This is a genomic window from Andreprevotia lacus DSM 23236 (assembly GCF_900176275.1).
Lineage (GTDB): Bacteria > Pseudomonadota > Gammaproteobacteria > Burkholderiales > Chitinibacteraceae > Andreprevotia > Andreprevotia lacus.
Genome location: NZ_FWXD01000010.1, coordinates 120,053 through 138,800 on the forward strand (window position 1 = coordinate 120,053; position 18,748 = coordinate 138,800).

Consider the following 18,748-nt stretch of genomic DNA (forward strand, 5'->3'; position numbering starts at 1 on the left):
GGAGCCGGGCCGCACAGCCCTGCATTCGGACCCCATTTTAGCATGTCGCACCGGAGATCATTGATGGCCGATATCAGCCGCACCGCCTTGTTCGAGAAACTGGACCGCACGCTGTTCGAGGCACTGGAAAGCGCAACGCTTTTTGCCCGCTATCGCGGCAATCCGCGCGTGGAAATTGCGCACTGGCTGAACCAGTTGCTGCAACTGAGCGGGTCTGACCTGCACCAGATTGCCAAGGCATTCGACGTTGATCTGGGCAAGCTGTCGGCCGATTTCACTGCGCTGATGGGCAAGCTGCCGCAAAACGCCAGCGGCGTGGATTTTTCTGGCGAGCTGGAGCATGCGGTCGAGAAGGCGTGGATGTATGCCTCGCTCAAGTACGGTGCGGCGCGCATTCGCGGCGCCCACTTGCTGGTGGCCATCCTGTCTGACGCGACCATGCGCAGCGATCTGTTCCGCATCAGCAGCGAGTTGCGCCGGCTGGACGTGGATACGCTGACCGAGCGCTGGGGCAGCATCCTGAACGGCTCGCCGGAAGGCAATGAAGTGATCGAGGCAGCACCGGTTGCCGGCGGTGAAGGCGAGCAGGGCGGCATGCCGGGCAGCCGTGGCGATGCGCTCAAGCGCTACACCACCGACCTGACCGAACAGGCGCGCTCGGGCAAGATGGACCCGGTATCCGGCCGCGAAGACGAAATCCGCCAGATGATCGACATCCTGATCCGCCGCCGCCAGAATAACCCGCTGCTGACCGGCGAAGCCGGTGTCGGCAAGACTGCGGTGGTGGAAGGGCTGGCGCAGCGCATCGTCGAGGGTAGCGTGCCCGAGCCGCTGCGCAATGTGCGCCTGCTGGCGCTGGACATCGGCATGATGCAGGCCGGTGCTGGCGTGAAGGGCGAGTTCGAGAGCCGCCTCAAGCAGATCATCAACGAAGTGCATGCGTCCGAGCAGCCCATCATCCTGTTCATCGACGAAGCCCACACGTTGATCGGTGCCGGCGGCGCCAGCGGCACGGGCGATGCGGCCAACCTGCTCAAGCCGGCGCTGGCGCGCGGCGAGCTGCGTACCGTGGCTGCAACGACCTGGAGCGAATACAAGCGCTATATCGAGAAAGACCCGGCGCTGACCCGCCGCTTCCAGGTGGTGCAGGTGCACGAGCCGGATGAAGACAAGGCCATTGGCATGCTGCGCTCGGTTGCGGCCCATTTGCAGCGTCACCACCGCGTGTTCCTGCTGGATGAGGCTGTCGAAGCGGCGGTCAAGTTGTCGCACCGCTATATCCCGGCACGCCAGTTGCCGGACAAGGCGGTCAGCCTGCTCGATACTGCTTGCTCGCGCGTGGCGGTCAGCCAGTCGCAGCAACCGGCCGAGCTGGAACGTCTGCACGCCGGCATTGCCCGCGCGCATGAAACACTGGCCATGCTGGAAGAGGAACAAAAGCACGGCATCGATCACAGCGAGCGTGTGAACAGCCTGCGTGCCGGCATCGATGCCGACGAGGCGGCCGCGCAGGTCATGACTGAGCGCTGGCAGGCCGAACAGGTGCTGGTGCAGGAGCTGGCTGATCTGGGCAACGCCATCCGCGAAAATCCGGACGATGCCGAACCGCGCGAAGCCTATGTGGCGGTGAAGCAGAAGCTGGAAGCGCTGCAGCAGGAGAACAAGCTGGTGCACCCGTGCGTGGACGGCGCTGCCGTGGCGGCCGTGGTGGCAGACTGGACCGGTATTCCGGTGGGCCGCATGGTGCGTGATGAAACCAGCGCCATCCTGCAACTGCCGCAAGACCTGGCCCGCCGCGTGGTGGGGCAAGACCACGCGCTGCAGGAAATCAGCCGTCAGGTGCAGATTGCCCGTGCCGGTCTGGAAGACCCGGTGAAACCGACCGGCGTGTTCATGCTGGTGGGGCCATCCGGTGTCGGCAAGACCGAAACCGCGCTGGCGCTGGCCGAGCTGCTGTATGGCGGCGAGGAAAACCTCATCTGCATCAATATGAGCGAGTATCAGGAATCGCATACCGTCTCGACGCTGAAGGGTGCGCCTCCCGGCTATGTCGGCTATGGCGAGGGCGGCGTACTGACCGAGGCGGTGCGCCGCCGTCCGTACAGCGTGGTGCTGCTGGACGAAGTGGAAAAGGCCCACCCGGACGTGCACGAGCTGTTCTTCCAGGTGTTCGACAAGGGCTGGATGGAAGACGGCGAAGGTCGCTATATCGACTTCCGCAACACGCTGATCCTGCTCACCTCCAACGTCGGCAGCGAAGAGTTGATCCGTCTGTGTGCCGACCCCGAGCTGGCGCCACCGCCGGCCGTGCTGGCGCAAGAACTGCGCGAGCCGCTGCGCAAGGTCTTCCCGGCCGCCTTCCTGGGGCGCTTGAACGTGGTGCCGTACTACCCACTGTCCGACGATGTGTTGCAGCAGCTGGTGGCGCACAAGCTGCGCCGCATTGCCGAGCGACTGCAAACCCGTCACCAGCTCAAGCTGGAATGGGACGACGCGGTGCTGGCCGAGCTGCGCGCCCGCTGCAATCAGGTGGAAAGCGGGGGCCGTATCATCGACGCACTGCTCAACCGCCTGGTGCTGACCGAGCTGAGCCTGAAATTGCTGGCCGGCAACGACACGCATCAGCCGGGCGATACCATCCGCATCGTCTGCAACGACGGGCATATCGTGCTGCAAGATGCTTGATTACTGATCCGCTGATTATCAAAAAGCCCCGCGTGATGTACGCGGGGCTTTTTGTTTGGTACCGCTGCCGGTTTCAGTTTGCCGTAGCAGCCTCTGTCGATTTGGATGCTGCGCTCACCGTTGCCTGGCGGTTGACGCCACACAGCAGCGCCTTGATGGCAGCCGCAACGATGTTGCGATCGGTGCCGGCACCAAAGCCTGCGGCATTGCCGTCTACGCGCATTTCCACGTAGCAGGCCGCCTCGGCATCGGCACCGCCCTTCAGTGCGTGCTCGTGGTAATCGACTACGGCGACATCGATGCCACTGGCGCTGCGGAATGCAGCCACAAAGGCGTCAATCGGGCCATTGCCCTTGCCGATCACCAGCTGGCGCTGGCCGTTGTGCTGCACTTCCACCTCGATTTCCACCGTGCCGCCGTTGGCGTCGCTGCGCTCCTCCAGGCTGTGGCGCAGGTATTGCCACGGGGTGTTGCGGTCGAGGTACTCGTTGCGCAGGATGCCCATGATGTCGTCCGGGCGCACTTCGCGGCCGGTGGCATCGCTCACCTGCTGGATGGCGCGGCTGAACTCGATCTGCATGCGGCGTGGCAATTCAAAACCGTATTCCTGCTGCAACAGATAGGCCACGCCGCCCTTGCCGGACTGGCTGTTGACGCGGATCACCGCATCGTAGCTGCGGCCAAGGTCGGCCGGGTCGAGCGGCAAATAGGGCAACTCCCAGATTTCCCCTTCGACGCGGCGGGCAAAGCCCTTCTTGATCGCGTCCTGGTGCGAGCCGGAAAACGCCGTGAACACCAGGTCGCCGGCATAGGGGTGGCGCGGGTGTACCGGCAACTGCGTGCAGTATTCGGCGGTGTGGCGGATGGCGTCGATGTCCGAAAAATCGAGGCCCGGATCGACGCCCTGGCTATAGAGGTTGAGCGCAAGGGTGACGAGATCGACATTGCCGGTGCGCTCGCCACTGCCGAACAAGCAACCTTCCACCCGGTCGGCGCCGGCCATCACGGCCAGCTCGGCCGCAGCCACCGCGCAACCGCGGTCGTTGTGCGGGTGCACGGACAGGATGATGCTGTCGCGCCGCTCGATATTGCGGCTCATCCACTCGATCTGGTCGGCATAGGTATTGGGCGTGCTCATCTCCACCGTGGCGGGCAGGTTGATGATCATCTTGTGCTGCGGCGTGGGCTGCCAGGTGGCGCTGACGGCATCACACACTTCCTTGGCGTAGTCGATTTCGGTGGCCGAGAAGGTCTCGGGCGAATACTGGTAGACCCATTCGGTTTCCGGATGGCTGGCAGTGATTTCCTTGACGAGGCGGGTGGCCTCGACCGCGATGCGCTTCGATCCGGCCTGATCGGTATCGAACACGATGCGGCGGAAATTGGGTGCGAGCGCGTTATATACGTGCACGATGGCACGGCGCGCGCCAATCAATGATTCGATGGTGCGGCGGATCAAGTCCTCACGCGCCTGTGTGAGCACCTCGATGGTCACGTCATCCGGAATGCGCTTTTCCTCGATCAAGCGGCGCACAAAGTCGAAATCGGTTTGCGAGGCGGAAGGAAACGCGACCTCGATCTCCTTGAAACCGATCGCTACCAGCGTTTCGAACATCTTCAGCTTCTTGTCCACGCTCATCGGCTCGATCAGCGCCTGGTTGCCGTCGCGCAGGTCGGTGCTCATCCAGATCGGTGCCTTGCTGATGACCTGGTTGGGCCAAGTGCGGTCGGGCAGGGCGATGGGCTGGAATGCGCGGTATTTGCTGGCGGGGTTCTTGAGCATGGTGCACCTCGTCTTGGACAAAAAGTGATGTATTTGCTGCTGCGTTGCATCATTAATGCAAATTTGGCGACGTATTGTCAAATTTTTCTTGTGCGACTATTGGGTTTGATGAGATTTCTTAGTTGGTTTTTGGACAAAATGTATTTTTGTCGTATGTTTATGCGATTTTTATATCTATTGCCCGGCTTTTAGCGCCGTCTTTACACCACCTTCCTTACAGTGCAATCAGGCCAAACCCACTGAACCTGGAGCATTGTCATGGACCTGCTTTACATCGCTGTCACAGCCGCCTTTGCCGGTTTGACGCTGTTGTTCATCTACCTGTGTGACCAAGCCGGGAGCGCACGATGAACCTGATCATTTGGCTGGCCGGTGCGGCCGCCGTCTTCCTGCTGGTGTACCTGTTCTATGCGCTGATCAAACCGGAGCGCTTTTAAATGCAAACCAATGCCGTACTTCAACTCGTGCTCTATCTGGCTGTGCTGCTGGCGCTGGCCTGGCCGCTGGGCGCGCATATCCAGAAGGTTTTTTCCGATGAAACCCCGCGCTACATGCGCTGGCTGGCGCCGCTGGAGCGCCTGTTTTACCGCCTCGCCGGCGTAAAGGCTGATGAAGAAGCAGGCTGGAAGGGCTATGCCATCGGCCTGATCCTGTTCAACCTGATTGGCGTCGTTGCTGTCTATGCGTTGCAGCGCCTGCAGGGCGTGCTGCCGTTCAACCCGCAGGGCCTGGGCGCGGTGTCGCCTGACTCTTCGTTCAACACGGCGATTTCCTTCGTCACCAATACCAACTGGCAGGGCTACGGTGGCGAAACCACTATGAGCTATCTGACACAGATGCTGGTGCTGACGGTGCAGAACTTCCTGTCTGCCGCCACCGGCATCGCCGTGGCGATTGCGCTGATTCGCGGTTTTGCACGCAAGAGCAGTGCCACCATCGGCAATGTGTGGGTGGACATCACCCGTGCCACGCTCTATGTGCTGCTGCCGCTGTCCATCGTGTTTGCCGTGGCGCTGTCCGGGCAGGGCGTGATCCAGAACTTCAAGCCCTATCAGGACGTGCATACCGTCGAGGCCACCACCTTCCAGCAACCCAAGCTGGATGCGCAAGGCAATGCACTCAAGGACGCCAAGGGCAACCCGGTGCTGGAAGACGTGACCACCACCACGCAAACGCTGGCGCAAGGCCCGGTGGCATCGCAAGAAGCGATCAAGATGATAGGCACCAATGGTGGCGGCTTCTTCAATGCCAACTCGGCTCATCCGTATGAGAACCCGACGCCGCTGGCCAACTTCCTGCAGATGATCGCCATCTTCCTGGTGCCGGCCTCGCTGTGCTTCGTGTTTGGCCGCATGGTGGGTGACCGCCGGCAGGGCTGGGCGGTATTGGCGGCAATGACGCTGATCTTCGTACTGGCCTATGGCGCACTGGTTTCGGCTGAAATTGCCGGCAACCCGGCGCTGCAGCAGGCGGGGGCGGGCAGCGCGCTGAACATGGAAGGCAAGGAAACGCGCTTTGGCGTCGTGGCATCCAGCCTGTTTGCCACCATCACCACGGCGGCATCGTGCGGCGCGGTCAATACCATGCACGATTCGCTCACCCCGCTGGGCGGTATGGTGCCCACCTTGCTGATGCAACTGGGTGAAGTGGTGTTCGGCGGCGTGGGCTCGGGTCTGTACGGCATGCTGGTGTTTGCCATCCTGGCCGTGTTCATCGCCGGCCTGATGGTGGGCCGCACGCCCGAATACCTGGGCAAGAAGATCGAATCGTTCGAGATGAAGATGACGGCGGTGGCCATTCTGGTTACGCCCATCCTGGTGCTGGCCGGCACTGCCATTGCGGTGCTGGCCACGGCTGGCAAGGCAGGCATTGCCAACCCGGGTGCGCATGGTTTCTCGGAAATCCTCTACGCGCTGTCGAGCGCGGCCAACAACAACGGCTCGGCCTTTGCCGGTCTGTCTGCCAACACGCAGTTCTACAACGTGCTGCTGGGTGTGGCGATGTGGTTCGGCCGCTTCTGGATGATCGTGCCCATCCTGGCCATTGCCGGCTCGCTGGCGGCCAAAAAGCGGCTGAATGCCAACGCCGGCACTCTGCCCACGCATGGCCCGCTGTTCGTGCTGCTGCTGATTGGCTCGGTATTGCTGGTGGGGGCGCTCAACTATATCCCGGCACTGGCGCTGGGGCCGATTGTCGAGCACCTGCAAATGGCTGTGGTTCATCACTGAGCCGGTAGCTTGCGTCCAAAGGATAAACAAAATGACAAAACTTTCCCTGCTCGACCCGGCGTTGGTCAAACCGGCACTGGTCGATGCATTCAAGAAGCTGGCGCCACAGGTGCAATGGCGCAACCCGGTGATGTTCGTGGTGTATCTGGGCAGCATCCTCACCACCATCCTGTTCGTGCAGGCGCTCACCGGCAAAGGTGAGGCGCCGGTGGGCTTTATCGGCGCGATTACCGTCTGGCTGTGGTTCACCGTGCTGTTTGCCAACTTTGCCGAGGCACTGGCCGAAGGGCGCAGCAAGGCACAGGCCGCCACCTTGCGCAGCAGCAAGAAGAACGTGATGGCCAAGAAGCTGTCTGGCCCCAACAAGGCAGCCAGCAAGCAGATTGCCAGCAGCAGCGACCTGCGCCGTGGCGACTACGTACTGGTTGAGGCCGGCGATGTGATCCCGGCCGATGGCGAGGTGGTGGAGGGCGTGGCATCGGTGGACGAATCGGCCATTACCGGCGAATCGGCCCCGGTGATCCGCGAATCCGGCGGTGATTTCACTGCCGTGACTGGCGGCACACGCGTGCTGTCGGACTGGATCGTGGTGCGCGTGACGGTCAACCCTGGTGAGGCCTTCCTCGACCGCATGATTGCCATGGTGGAAGGCGCCAAGCGCCAGAAAACGCCGAACGAGATCGCACTGACCATCCTGCTGGTAGCGCTGACCATCGTGTTCCTGGTGGTGACGGTGACCTTGCTGCCGTTCTCGCAATTCAGCGTCGAGGTCGCCAAGGCCGGTACGCCGATCAGCATTACCGCGCTGATCGCACTGCTGGTTTGTCTGATCCCCACCACCATCGGTGCGCTGCTGTCGGCGATTGGCGTGGCCGGGATGAGCCGCATGATGCAGGCCAATGTGATCGCCACCTCGGGCCGTGCCGTCGAGGCGGCCGGCGACGTGGACGTGTTGCTGCTCGACAAGACCGGCACCATCACTCTCGGCAACCGCCAGGCAGCGGCGTTCCTGCCGGCGCCGGGTGTGGCCGAGAAGGAGCTGGCCGACTTCGCGCAACTGGCCTCGCTGTCCGATGAAACGCCGGAAGGCCGCAGCATCGTGGTGCTGGCCAAGCAGAAGTTCGCCATTCGTGCCCGTGAACTGGGTGAGCATGATGCGCATTTCGTTGCCTTTACTGCGCAGACACGCATGAGCGGCGTGGACTACGATGGCCGGCAGATCCGCAAGGGTGCGATTGACGCAATCAAGAAGCACGTGACCGAGCTGGGCGGCCTGTTCCCCGAGGTCGTGGCGCAACTGGCCAATGACGTGGCCCGCCGTGGCGCCACGCCGCTGCTCGTATCGGACAACGAGCGCGTGCTGGGCGTGGTCGAGCTCAAGGACATCGTGAAGGGCGGCATCAAGGAGCGCTTTGCCGAGCTGCGTGCCATGGGCATCAAGACGGTGATGATCACCGGCGACAACCCGCTGACCGCTGCCGCCATCGCTGCCGAGGCCGGTGTCGATGACTTCCTGGCCGAAGCCAAGCCCGAGGACAAGCTGGCGCTGATCCGTCGCCACCAGGGCGAGGGTCGCCTGGTGGCCATGACCGGCGACGGCACCAATGATGCACCAGCACTGGCACAGGCTGATGTGGCGGTGGCCATGAACACCGGCACGCAGGCCGCCAAGGAGGCCGGCAATATGGTCGATCTGGATTCCAACCCGACCAAGCTGATCGAGATCGTCGGCATCGGCAAGCAGATGCTGATGACGCGCGGCTCGCTCACCACCTTCTCGGTGGCCAACGACGTGGCCAAGTATTTCGCCATCATACCGGCCGCGTTTGCCAGCACCTATCCGCAGTTGAACGCGCTCAACGTCATGGGGCTGCAAAGCCCGGCGTCGGCCATCCTGTCTGCGGTGATCTTCAATGCCATCATCATCGTGTTCCTGATCCCGCTGGCGCTCAAAGGCGTGGCCTACAAGGCACAAAGCGCCGCGCGCCTGCTGCGCAGCAATCTGCTGATCTACGGTGTGGGCGGCCTGATCGTGCCGTTTGCCGGCATCAAGCTGATCGACCTGCTGCTGGTGGCATTGCACCTGGCCTGACGCATGGGCCGGCCCATGGTGGCCGGCCACAAGAAAACCGAATGAGGATACACATCATGAAAAACCATCTTCGCCCCGCACTGGTGCTGTTTGGCGCACTGACGCTGTTGACCGGCGTGCTGTACCCGGCGCTGGTCACCGGCATTGCGCAGGCCGCGTTTCCGCAAGCAGCCAATGGCAGCCTGATTGAACGCGACGGCAAGGCAGTCGGCTCCAGCCTGATCGGGCAGAACTTCAGCTCGCCGCGCTATTTCTGGGGTCGCCCGTCGGCCACCGGCCCGATGCCGTATAACGGCGCCAATTCGTCCGGCTCCAACCAGGGGCCGACCAATCCGGCGCTGGCTGACGCGGTGAAGGCGCGCGTGGCCGCGCTCAAGGCGGCTGATCCGGCCAATACCGCAGCGGTGCCGGTTGATCTGATCACCGCCTCGGCCAGCGGGCTGGACCCGCACATCAGCCCCGAAGCGGCTGCTTACCAGCTCAAGCGTGTGGCAGTGGCGCGCAAGCTGCAGATCGAGCGTGTGCAGGCGCTGATCGATGCGCATACCGAGGGGCGCCAGTGGGGGCTGCTGGGCGAGCCGCGCGTGAATGTGCTGGCACTCAATATGGCGCTGGATGCCGAGCGCTGAGCCTGCTGACCGCGCTGTCAGCGTGCAATGAGATATACGCCGGGCACTGGCCCGGCGTCAGACTATGAGCGATGATCGCAGCATGAGCGAAACAGAAAAACGCCCCGATCCCGACCAGTTGCTGGAGGAAATCCAGCGCGACGAAGCGCGTGCCTGTCGCGGCCGGCTGAAGATCTTCTTTGGCGGCTGCGCGGGCGTGGGCAAGACCTATGCCATGCTGTCCGCCGCACAGGCCAAGGTGCGTGAGGGCGTGACCGTGGTGGCTGGCGTGGTCGAGACGCATGGCCGCGCCGAGACTGAGGCCATGCTGACCGGCCTGCAGCAACTGCCGCTGCGTCGCATCGAATACAAGGGGCACACTCTGCCCGAGTTCGATCTGGATACCGCGCTGGCCATCAAGCCGGCGCTGATCCTGATCGACGAATATGCGCACTCGAACGTGGCGGGCAGCCGCCACCCCAAGCGCTGGCAGGATGTCGAGGAGCTGCTGGCTGCCAGCATCGATGTCTACACCACGCTGAATGTGCAGCATCTGGAAAGCCTGAACGATATCGTGGGCCAGATTACCGGCATTGCGGTGCGTGAAACCGTACCTGACCGCGTGTTTGATGCTGCCGATGAAGTGACGCTGGTTGATCTGCCGCCGGACGAGCTGCTGGCGCGGCTGCAGGCCGGCAAGGTGTATCTGCCGGCGCAGGCCGAGCGCGCCGCCCAGCATTTCTTCCGCAAGGGCAATCTGCTGGCGCTGCGTGAGCTGGCGCTGCGCCGCACCGCAGACCGCGTCGATGCACAGATGCGCGCTTACCGTGCCGATCAATCCATCCGCCCGGTCTGGCAGGCGCGCGAGCGCTTGCTGGTGTGCGTCGGTTCCGATGGCAATGCCGACAAGCTGATCCGTAGCGGCGCGCGGCTGGCCGCCAGCCTGCAAGCCGACTGGCTGGCCGTGTATGTCGAAACGCCCGGCCTGCAGCGGCTGGGCGACGAGCAACGCGCACGCATGCTGAAGGCACTCAAGCTGGCGCAGGAGTTTGGCGCCGAAACCAGCGTGCTGGCCGGTGCCGATCTGCCGGCAACCTTGTTGGCGTATGCGCAGAGCCGCAATGTCTCCAAGCTGGTGGTGGGCAAGTCCCTGCGCGGTGCGGTATCAAGGCTGTGGCAGGCGCCATTGTCGGAACGGCTGGCGCATACGGCGCGCGATGTCGATGTCTATGTGGTTGCGCATGATTTGGACGATGACGGCGCCAAACACAGCGGCCAGGCGCGCAGCATGCTGTTCGACAGCGAAGCACCACGCCGCAAGCGCTATGGCTTTCTGGCGGCCATTGCTGCCTGCGCGCTGATTACCGTGGTGGCTGCCACGCTGACCCACGTGCTGGAGCTGGCCAACGTGGTCATGCTCTATCTGCTGGCGGTAGCGCTTGTGGCGATCCGTTTTGGCCGGGGAGCCGGGGCGCTGGCGGCGGTGCTGAGCGTGGCGGCGTTCGATTTCTTCTTTGTGCCGCCGCGTTTTTCGTTTTCGGTGTCCGACACGCAATACCTGCTGACTTTCGTGGTGATGCTGGCCGTGGCCTTGATTATCGGCCAGCTCACCGCGCGGCTGCGTTTCGAGGCCACCGTGGCCACCTACCGCGAGCGCCGCACCCGTGCGCTGTACGAGCTGGGCCGTGAACTGGCTGGCGCACTCACCGCCCCACAGGTGGTCGAGATCGGCATGCGCCAGCTCGAAGGCTTGTTCCAGTCCGAGGTGCGCGTGTTCCTGCCCGACAGCAAGGACAAGCTGCAGGCGGCGGGCGAGGGCGATGGTTTCGATTTCGGTGTAGCGCAGTGGGTGTTCGATCATCAAGAACCAGCCGGCCTGGGTACGCATACCTTGCCGGCCAATGTGGCGCATTACGTGCCGCTGCGTGCGCCGATGCGCGTGCGCGGCGTGCTGGCGCTGACACCACGCAACGACGCATTGCAGCAGGTATTCCTGCCCGAACAGCAGCGCTTGCTGGAAACCTGCGCCAGCCAGATCGCGCTGTCGCTGGAGCGGGTGCACTACGTTGAAGTGGCGCAGGATGCCATTGTCGCGATGGAGGCCGAGCGGCTGCGCAACGGCGTGCTGTCGGCGGTATCACATGACCTGCGTACACCGCTGACCAGCCTCTTGGGGCTGACCAGCCTGCTCGACGGCGGCCACGTTGCGGGCGAGCAGCAACGCGAACTGACTGCCGCCATCCGCCAGGAAGCCGAGCGCATGAACCGGCTGGTGGTCAACCTGCTGGACATGGCGCGGCTGCAATCGGGCGTGAAGCTCAACAAGGTCTGGCAACTGCTGGATGAGGTGGTCGGCAGTGCTGCACGCGCCTTGCGGCAGGTGCTGGGTACGCACCAGCTCAAAATCCACCTGCCGGCCGATTTGCCCATGCTGGAATTCGATCAGGTGCTGATCGAGCGCGTGCTGGTCAACCTGCTGGAGAACGCCGGCAAATACACGCCCGCCGGCAGCACCATCAGCGTGGCAGCCCGGCAGACCGGCGAAGTGGTCGAGGTCTGCATCAGCGACGACGGCCCCGGCTTGCCGCCTGGTCGCGCCGAACAATTGTTTGCCAAGTTTGCCCGTGGCGAGGTCGAATCGGCCACGCCCGGCGTTGGTCTGGGCCTTGCCATCTGCCGCACCATCGTCGAGGCGCATGGCGGACGCATTTGGGCGCAGAATATCGACCACGCTGGCCGTGTCGCAGGCGCAGCATTCATCTTTACCCTGCCGGCGGGCAACCCGCCGGCGCTGCCAGATTTGTGAGCATGGATACCGCCCCCATTACCGTGATCGTCATTGAGGACGACAAGCCGATTCGCCGTTTTCTCTCCACCACGCTGGAGGCCGAAGGCATGCACGTGCACGAGGCCGAAACCGGCAAGCAGGGTCTGATCGACGTGGCCACGCGCAAGCCCGATCTGGTCATCCTCGATCTGGGGTTGCCGGATATTGATGGCGTGGACGTGATTGCCCGCCTGCGCGAGTGGTGCACTTTGCCCATCCTGGTGCTGTCGGCACGCACGCAGGAGGCGGAAAAGGTGGCCGCGCTGGATGCCGGTGCCGATGACTACCTGACCAAGCCCTTTGGCGTGGCCGAGTTGATGGCGCGGCTGCGCGTATTGCTGCGTCGCCATGCCGGGCAGTCGGCCAGCCCCCAGAGCGAGTTTACGTTTGGCGATGTGCACGTTGATCTGGCTGGGCGGCAGGTGTTCAAGGGTGACGAAGCCGTGCACCTGACGCCGATCGAGTATCGCTTGCTCACGACCTTGATTCGCCATGCCGGCCGGGTGCTGACGCACCGCGAACTCTTGCGCGAGGTGTGGGGGCCGTCGCACTCCGAATCCAGTCAGTATCTGCGTGTTTACATGGGCCACTTGCGGCAAAAGCTGGAGGACGAACCGGCGCTGCCGCGCTACATCGTTACCGAGACCGGCGTGGGTTATCGTCTGCTGGCTGAGTGATGCTCAGCGAGTTCATAACAGCACGATGATCAGCAACACACTCGCAAGCAGCGAGGTGACCGCGCCCAGCAGATTGCCGGCGTAAACAAGGCGGGCCAGCAACGGCCTGCCGTTGCCGAGGCCACGGTGACCAGTGGCGGCGCCCAGCGGCAAGGCAGCGCAAAAGGCGTAGCCGGATACGATGAGGCTGAGCACGATTGCCCATTGCAGCCAGGCGGTCACTTGCAGCTGCGGCAACAGCGCAGCAACGGCAAACATCAGGGTGGCGCCAATGGGCAGACTGGCATGCGCCACCCGCCAGGCATGTTGTATCGCTGCGGGCGCGCCGCGCTTGATGGCACGGGCGTAGGGTGCGCCGCACAGCAGGCCGATGAGTAACACGACGGCGCCATGCAGCGCCAGTTGATGGGTAGCTGGGGTCATCAGAAACCGGGTTGGAACGAAAGCGGGCTACCTTGCCAGCCTGTCACGCTCCTGGCAACGGGAATGCTGGCCCCTCAGCCTTGTCCGGCAAGGGCCGCCAGCGCATCGACGCCAAAGCGGAAGTACAACTTGTCGCTGACATGGCTGGCGCCCAGTTGGCGATAAAATTCCAGCGCACGGGTATTGTCGGCATCCACCGTCCAGTCGAAACGGCTGCAGCCCTTGTGCTGTGCATAAGCGGCGATCCAGCGCATCAACGCCGCGCCGATGCCGGCATTGCGCCAGCCGCTATGCACATACAGCTCCTTCATGAACAGCTGTGCGCTTTCCTTGGGCGCGGGGTAGAGCAGCGAAATGCACGCCAACCCGACTACTTGATCTGCGCTGCAGGCCAGCACCAGCTGCACGCCCGAGTCAGCCCCGAGGATGTTGTCACGCAGGTTGGCGTGCACAGTCTCGCGGCTGGATGCGTTGGCGCCGTTGTAATGACGGCTCATGTCCAGCAGCAGGTCTGCCGTGGATTCGAGCCTGTCCGCTTGGTAAAAGCCGATCTGAAGCGTGGTGTCGTCATGCATGGTGAGAATCAGTCCAGATTCTGTCCGATGCGCCACAGCACGCCGGACGGGTCGAGCAGCACGAAGTCGCGCATGCTCCAAGGCTGGTCCTGCAGGCCTTGTGCGACCGGATGGCGATCGAAAAATCCATCTGCCTGCAGCTGGCTCCACCAGCTGTCCACGTCTTCGACCAGCAGATGCAGCATCAGGTTTTCGGCCAGCTCGCGCACGTAGAAATTCTGCAACAAGAAGCTGCACTGGTCATGGTGCAGGTAAGCAAGATTGCCATCTTCCCAGTTCACGGCGAAACCCAGTGCGCGATAGAACGCCAGGCTGGCGGCAAAATCACGCGCTGGCACAAAGGCCTTGAGTTCCACGCTGCGCAAATTGGTCATGAGGCGCTTGATCCTGTTTGAGTGGAGCATGGCTTGCTCCGTTGCAAGAGATGTTAATGGCTTGGCGGGTTGTGGCCAAAGCGTGCTGAATGACGGGCCCTTGATAAATGCCGCATGAGTGGATTCCACGCTTGCGGTGCACGGCCACGGCCGGCAAGCAAGAGCCAGTTATATGCACTCTGGGCCATCATTTGTGGATACACCGGCATCAAGCACCCCGGCAAAGCCGGGTGCTCACCGGTTTTTGGGGTTGAACAGCGGCTCTCCCGGATTGATTTCATGCCCTTGCCTGCGCGAGGGGGCCTCGCTTCGCGCCTCAGAGGTCCGAATCGGGTCTTTGAAAATCACGCGTTCAGGTGCATAACCAGCTCCAAAAATGGCTGGACTATCCTGAGAACAGAGAACAGCGACGCATGACCATGCCCCTTGCGATTGTACCCAGCTGCAAATGACTGACATATCAATGGAAGTTCTGGAATGCCACATCACATCGTCCATGCGATAGGTTCGACCTGCTATTTCGTTTTTTTTGTACTGTTCTGGTGGGTTAGCCGGATACCGAGGACCAACCAGGGTGCAAACTGGTGGGCCGCTGCCATGGCATTTGGTTTGCTGGCTCGCCTGACTTTCCTGCTGGTCTTGCCCCAACACGATGCGCAACAGACCGCCATGCTGTACTCCACCCTGAACGTTCTCGAGAAACTGTGCCTCGTTATCGGGCTGGTGCGCTTTTTCGACCTGCCATTCAAGCTGCGCTGGTTTGTGCTGGCCACGCTGATGGTCGAATTCTGGCTGCTTGTTGCTTGGTTTGCCGGATTCTCGCCATCTGTTCGCGGTATTGGTGTGGCGATGTTCAATGCCGGCATGTTGTCCTGTGCGGCGTGGATGACTTGGCGTCAACGCCATGAACTGCCATCCAGATTGTTGCTGGTTGCTTCACTTGCCAGCGGATTGCTGGTGCTGCACTGGGCTACAGGATTCATCATTATCGGCTTCTGGCCCGCTTGGTCCGTGCAAGGGTTTCTGCTGGGGACCTTTCTGGTCGGGTTGCAATACTTGTCCCTGCTGGCGACAGTATTGCAGCAATTTCAGCAACGGCTCATCGAGGCCGAATCCAGGGCGCTCGAAATGGCTTTTCTTGATCCACTGACGGGGTTGAGTAACCAGCGCTATATGCGCTCGCTGTTCGAGCAGGCCCTGCTGCTTGCAACCAGACCGCATCAATTGGTCGCCATCATTTACATTGATCTGGATAACTTCAAACCAATCAACGATACAGCTGGCCATCACGCGGGTGACGAGGTCTTGAAAGTGGTGGCAAGTCGGCTCAAGAGTGCCACCCGCAGTACCGACATTTGCGCGCGCCTGGGGGGCGATGAATTTGTGGCCATCTGTACCCAGCTGGATCAGCCGGATCAGGTCCACAGCATCGCGGACAAACTGCTGGAAGTGCTGACCACGCCGATTAACGTTGATGGTCGCGAGCATGTGCTGGGTGCAAGCATGGGTATCAGCCTGTACCCCTTGCATGGCACCTCGTTGCCTGCGCTGCTGGAATATGCGGATACCGCCATGTATCACATCAAGCGGCATGGCAAGAACGGCTATTGCCTGCATGGCGCGGAGCCCGACTCCAGCAGCCCGCCGGTCACGACATGATGCCTGTATTGGTTGTGGCGCGGCACCGCCCTGTTTCAGTCCAGGGCGGTAGCCTGAAAAGTATGGATACGGTCGCGGCCACCATGTTTTGCTGAATAGAGGGCATGATCGGCCCAGTCTAGAAGCTGGCGGGGCGGGATGTAATGCTCCGCTGCAGCAACCCCCTGGCTGACCGTTACTTGCAGCGCGGGTGCAATGGCGTGCCAGTCATGCCTGTGCACCCGTTTGTGGATGCGCTCGGCGATTGCGTTTGCCGCCTGTCGGCTGGCGCCGGGTAGCAGCAGGCAGAATTCTTCCCCGCCATAGCGGGCAATCCTTTCCGGGTCCTGGCGGCAGCATTCGCGCAGCAGCTGCGCCAGGGTTTGCAGGACGAGATCGCCCATCCGGTGGCCGTGCAGGTCATTCACGTGCTTGAAGTGATCAAGGTCGAGCAGGATGATTGCGTAGGGTGTTTGCTGCAGTTGCTCCTGCTCGTCGAGCGATTGCTCGAGTGCACGCCGGTTGCCCAGTCTGGTCAGTGCATCGGTCTGTGCTTCGGTCAGCAGGGCATGGCGCGCCGCTTGTTCCTGGCGCAGCGCGCCTTCCAGAAAGACGCTTTCGTATTCGCGCAGTGCCAGCTCAAGCCGGGCATCCATCTGCTTGAGGCGGCGCAGCCCCAGCACGCTGATCCGATAGCGGTCGGATTTGGCCTGGTTTGCCTCGTAGCAGCGATGGAAGGCCTTCAGGTGATCCAGCGCCTGCCGGGGTCTGTCCATTTGCTTGTAGCAGCGATAGGCCGCCTGGTGGATGCGCTCCAGCAGCAGTTGCGAGTCGATCTGCTCGGCGTGGGCAATGGCCCGGCTGAAATGCGTCAGGCATGCATCGGACTCGCCGCGCTGCATGTCCAGCTCGCCGCGCTGCAGGGCGGCCTGGGCCGCTGCCCAGCCGTAACCCAGCACCAGCGCGGCCTCTTCGGCCCGCTGCAGGTATTGCTCGCTGGCCACTACGTCACCGCTTTGCAGCAGGGCGGTGCCCAAATGCAGCAGGTATTCGATCTGCCAGTGCCGGCTGTCGTGCCGCATCACGTGCTCTTCGCCTACCCGCAGCACCACTTCTGCCGTGGTGGGGTCATTCAGATGCAGCAGGTCTGCAGCCAGGCAGACATAAATCTGCGCCAGGCTGGCGGGGGATTGCGAGGGTTGCGCCAGTTCCAGCGCCCGATAATGGTAGCGCTTGGCCGTGGAGTAGTCGTTGATGCTGAAAAATGCCTTGCCCAGGCCAACCAGCGCACGGATGGCATGGCGGGCATCGTGCCGCAGTAGTGCGAGCTGCAGGCAATCTCCCCAGTAATTGAGCGCCCGCATGGCCTCTGCCTGCTGCAGCGCATGCCCGCCACCTTCATCAAGGGCGATCAGCACCACCTGATCCAGCTTGGCGGCCCGTGCCTGCTTGATGATCGGGTCCAGTGCTGCCAGTGCGGCACCAAACCGCCCCTGGCGGCCGATGGCGATGGCGACCAGCAGCTCGGCCTCCAGCCGTTCCTTGACCTGGCCGGCGTCACGGGCTGTGCGGGCCAGTTGCTCTGCTTCTTGCTGGACAGTGCGGGCCTCGGTGTCGAGTCGGGCGTAGAGCTGGTTCAACGGCATGCTGCACCTTGTGGCTGCCCGGCTTGCAGCTGCGCCAGCGTTTGTTGCAATTGACGGTTTTGCGCGCGCAAGGCGTGGACTTCCATTTTGAGTTCGACTACCTCGGCCTTGACGCTGCCCATCAAATGAGCCCGCCGATGCCGGTCTTCCAGCTGGTGCACGCGCTGCAGGTGATAACGCTCGTAGGTCGCGAGCGCACCGTGGATGTCCCCCTGTTGCTCAAGCAATTGCGCCAGCCGCTCGGAAAAATGGGTAGGCAGGAACATGCCCGATTTGTCGCTGAGCACGATGCTTTCCTGCAGCGACGCGATGGCTGCCGCCGGCTTGCCCTGGGACATGGCCAGCGTGGCCTGGTGATAGAGCGCCTGGGTCAGCCCCCACAGGTAATGGCCGTCGCGCGCACGCTGCGTGGCGACCGCCAATGCGCTGGTGGCCTCCTGTTCGGCGGCAATCGCCATCAGGTTTGCGGCGCGCGCATTTTCAAAGTCCACCCACCACAACGGCTCCATCGAGCCGTTCATCAAATGCTTGATGTCGGCCAACAGCTGCAGGACAACCTGCCCCGGTGCCAGGCGGGTCAGGTCATTGGCCAGATACAGGCCGCTTTTGATGATCTGCACCGGTTCGCCGGCCTGGCAGGCGACGTCATAGGCAAAACGGTGTGCATCACGGGCGCGTGGCAGATCGTTTTCCACCAGAAAAACGTTGCCTATGCCCAGATAGGCATCGACGACATAGGCAGGCAGCGCTGCCTCGGTGGCCAGATCGAGATTGGCCAGCCACAGATCGACAGCCGTGCTGAAGTCGCCCAGCTCCTGGCACGCGGTTGCAGCCAGCTGCCTGGCTTCGGCGCACTGCGCTGCCGCACCCAGCCTGTCTGCCAGGGTATGTGCCCTGAGCGCATGGCGGCGCATTGCACCATGGCCATTGGCAGCCCACTCCACACGCGCACTGAGCAGGAGCGCCTGCAATTCGTCCACATCGTCATGCTGCTGCCGCGCTGATCGCAACGCCAGGCGAACGACAGGCCGTGCGGATCGCGCCTGCGTTTTCAGCAACTGCCCCGCCTGGGCAAGGAGATCAGCGGTGTTCGCCATTGCCGAGTCGCTCCGGGATTGGGTTCTGCTATCAATATAGATTGCCGTTCCGGGTAGGGGCAGGCCGGACGAGACAGGTGGCCGGCCTGCGGGGG

14 protein-coding genes are annotated in these 18,748 nt (G+C 62.6%); 8 read left to right on the forward strand and 6 right to left on the reverse strand.

All coding sequences use genetic code 11. From position 1 onward, the window contains the following. The first annotated feature begins 63 nt into the window (after positions 1–63). Positions 64–2,685, forward strand: a complete 2,622-nt coding sequence (gene tssH / locus B9A19_RS10185; protein ID WP_084090691.1) for a type VI secretion system ATPase TssH — start codon at positions 64–66, stop codon at positions 2,683–2,685. 73 nt (positions 2,686–2,758) lie between these two features. Here tssH and leuA read toward each other — a convergent pair whose 3' ends face one another. Further along, entirely contained in the window at positions 2,759–4,468 is a 1,710-nt protein-coding gene (gene leuA / locus B9A19_RS10190; RefSeq protein ID WP_084090692.1) for a 2-isopropylmalate synthase, read from the reverse strand. Positions 4,469–4,815: 347 nt separating this feature from the next. Between leuA and kdpF the strand changes: the two genes are divergently transcribed. From kdpF to kdpE, 6 genes are all read left to right on the forward strand, one after another. After that, a complete protein-coding gene (gene kdpF / locus B9A19_RS10195; RefSeq protein WP_084090693.1) occupies positions 4,816–4,905 on the forward strand; it encodes a K(+)-transporting ATPase subunit F in 90 nt (29 codons plus the stop codon). Further along, positions 4,906–6,696 (forward strand): potassium-transporting ATPase subunit KdpA, encoded by a 1,791-nt coding sequence (gene kdpA / locus B9A19_RS10200; RefSeq protein WP_084090694.1) that lies wholly within the window; start codon positions 4,906–4,908, stop codon positions 6,694–6,696. Between the two features lie 31 nt (positions 6,697–6,727). Beyond that, positions 6,728–8,788 carry a potassium-transporting ATPase subunit KdpB gene (gene kdpB, locus B9A19_RS10205; protein ID WP_084090695.1) on the forward strand — a complete coding sequence of 687 codons (2,061 nt, stop codon included), beginning with the start codon at positions 6,728–6,730 and terminating at the stop codon, positions 8,786–8,788. 56 nt (positions 8,789–8,844) lie between these two features. Next, entirely contained in the window at positions 8,845–9,417 is a 573-nt protein-coding gene (kdpC, locus tag B9A19_RS10210; RefSeq protein WP_084090696.1) for a potassium-transporting ATPase subunit KdpC, read from the forward strand. Positions 9,418–9,499: 82 nt separating this feature from the next. Then, positions 9,500–12,202, forward strand: coding sequence for a DUF4118 domain-containing protein (locus tag B9A19_RS10215; RefSeq protein WP_084090730.1), 2,703 nt, complete (start codon positions 9,500–9,502; stop codon positions 12,200–12,202). A gap of 2 nt (positions 12,203–12,204) precedes the next feature. Next, complete coding sequence (kdpE, locus tag B9A19_RS10220) at positions 12,205–12,900, forward strand: two-component system response regulator KdpE (RefSeq protein ID WP_084090697.1); 696 nt, start codon at positions 12,205–12,207, stop codon at positions 12,898–12,900. A gap of 12 nt (positions 12,901–12,912) precedes the next feature. On the opposite strand, the gene B9A19_RS10225 is transcribed toward kdpE, so the two are convergent. The 3 genes from B9A19_RS10225 to B9A19_RS10235 form a co-directional block, all read right to left on the reverse strand. Then, positions 12,913–13,323 carry a styrene oxide isomerase gene (locus B9A19_RS10225; RefSeq protein ID WP_084090698.1) on the reverse strand — a complete coding sequence of 137 codons (411 nt, stop codon included), beginning with the start codon at positions 13,321–13,323 and terminating at the stop codon, positions 12,913–12,915. Between the two features lie 74 nt (positions 13,324–13,397). Then, on the reverse strand, positions 13,398–13,898 hold the full coding sequence (locus tag B9A19_RS10230) for a GNAT family N-acetyltransferase (protein ID WP_084090699.1): 501 nt from the start codon (positions 13,896–13,898) through the stop codon (positions 13,398–13,400). An 8-nt stretch (positions 13,899–13,906) separates the two neighbouring features. Then, entirely contained in the window at positions 13,907–14,272 is a 366-nt protein-coding gene (locus tag B9A19_RS10235; RefSeq protein WP_084090700.1) for a VOC family protein, read from the reverse strand. A gap of 477 nt (positions 14,273–14,749) precedes the next feature. Here B9A19_RS10235 and B9A19_RS10240 point away from each other — a divergent pair, with 477 nt between their 5' ends. Further along, positions 14,750–15,931 (forward strand): GGDEF domain-containing protein, encoded by a 1,182-nt coding sequence (locus tag B9A19_RS10240; RefSeq protein WP_084090701.1) that lies wholly within the window; start codon positions 14,750–14,752, stop codon positions 15,929–15,931. 35 nt (positions 15,932–15,966) lie between these two features. Here the strand turns inward: B9A19_RS10240 and B9A19_RS10245 are convergent, their stop codons facing one another. Both B9A19_RS10245 and B9A19_RS10250 read right to left on the reverse strand, forming a co-directional pair. Then, positions 15,967–17,556 (reverse strand): GGDEF domain-containing protein, encoded by a 1,590-nt coding sequence (locus B9A19_RS10245; protein WP_084090702.1) that lies wholly within the window; start codon positions 17,554–17,556, stop codon positions 15,967–15,969. Then, on the reverse strand, positions 17,547–18,653 hold the full coding sequence (locus B9A19_RS10250; protein WP_084090703.1) for a hypothetical protein: 1,107 nt from the start codon (positions 18,651–18,653) through the stop codon (positions 17,547–17,549). Before B9A19_RS10250 ends, B9A19_RS10245 begins: the two co-directional genes overlap by 10 nt. Between the last annotated feature and the right edge of the window lie 95 nt (positions 18,654–18,748).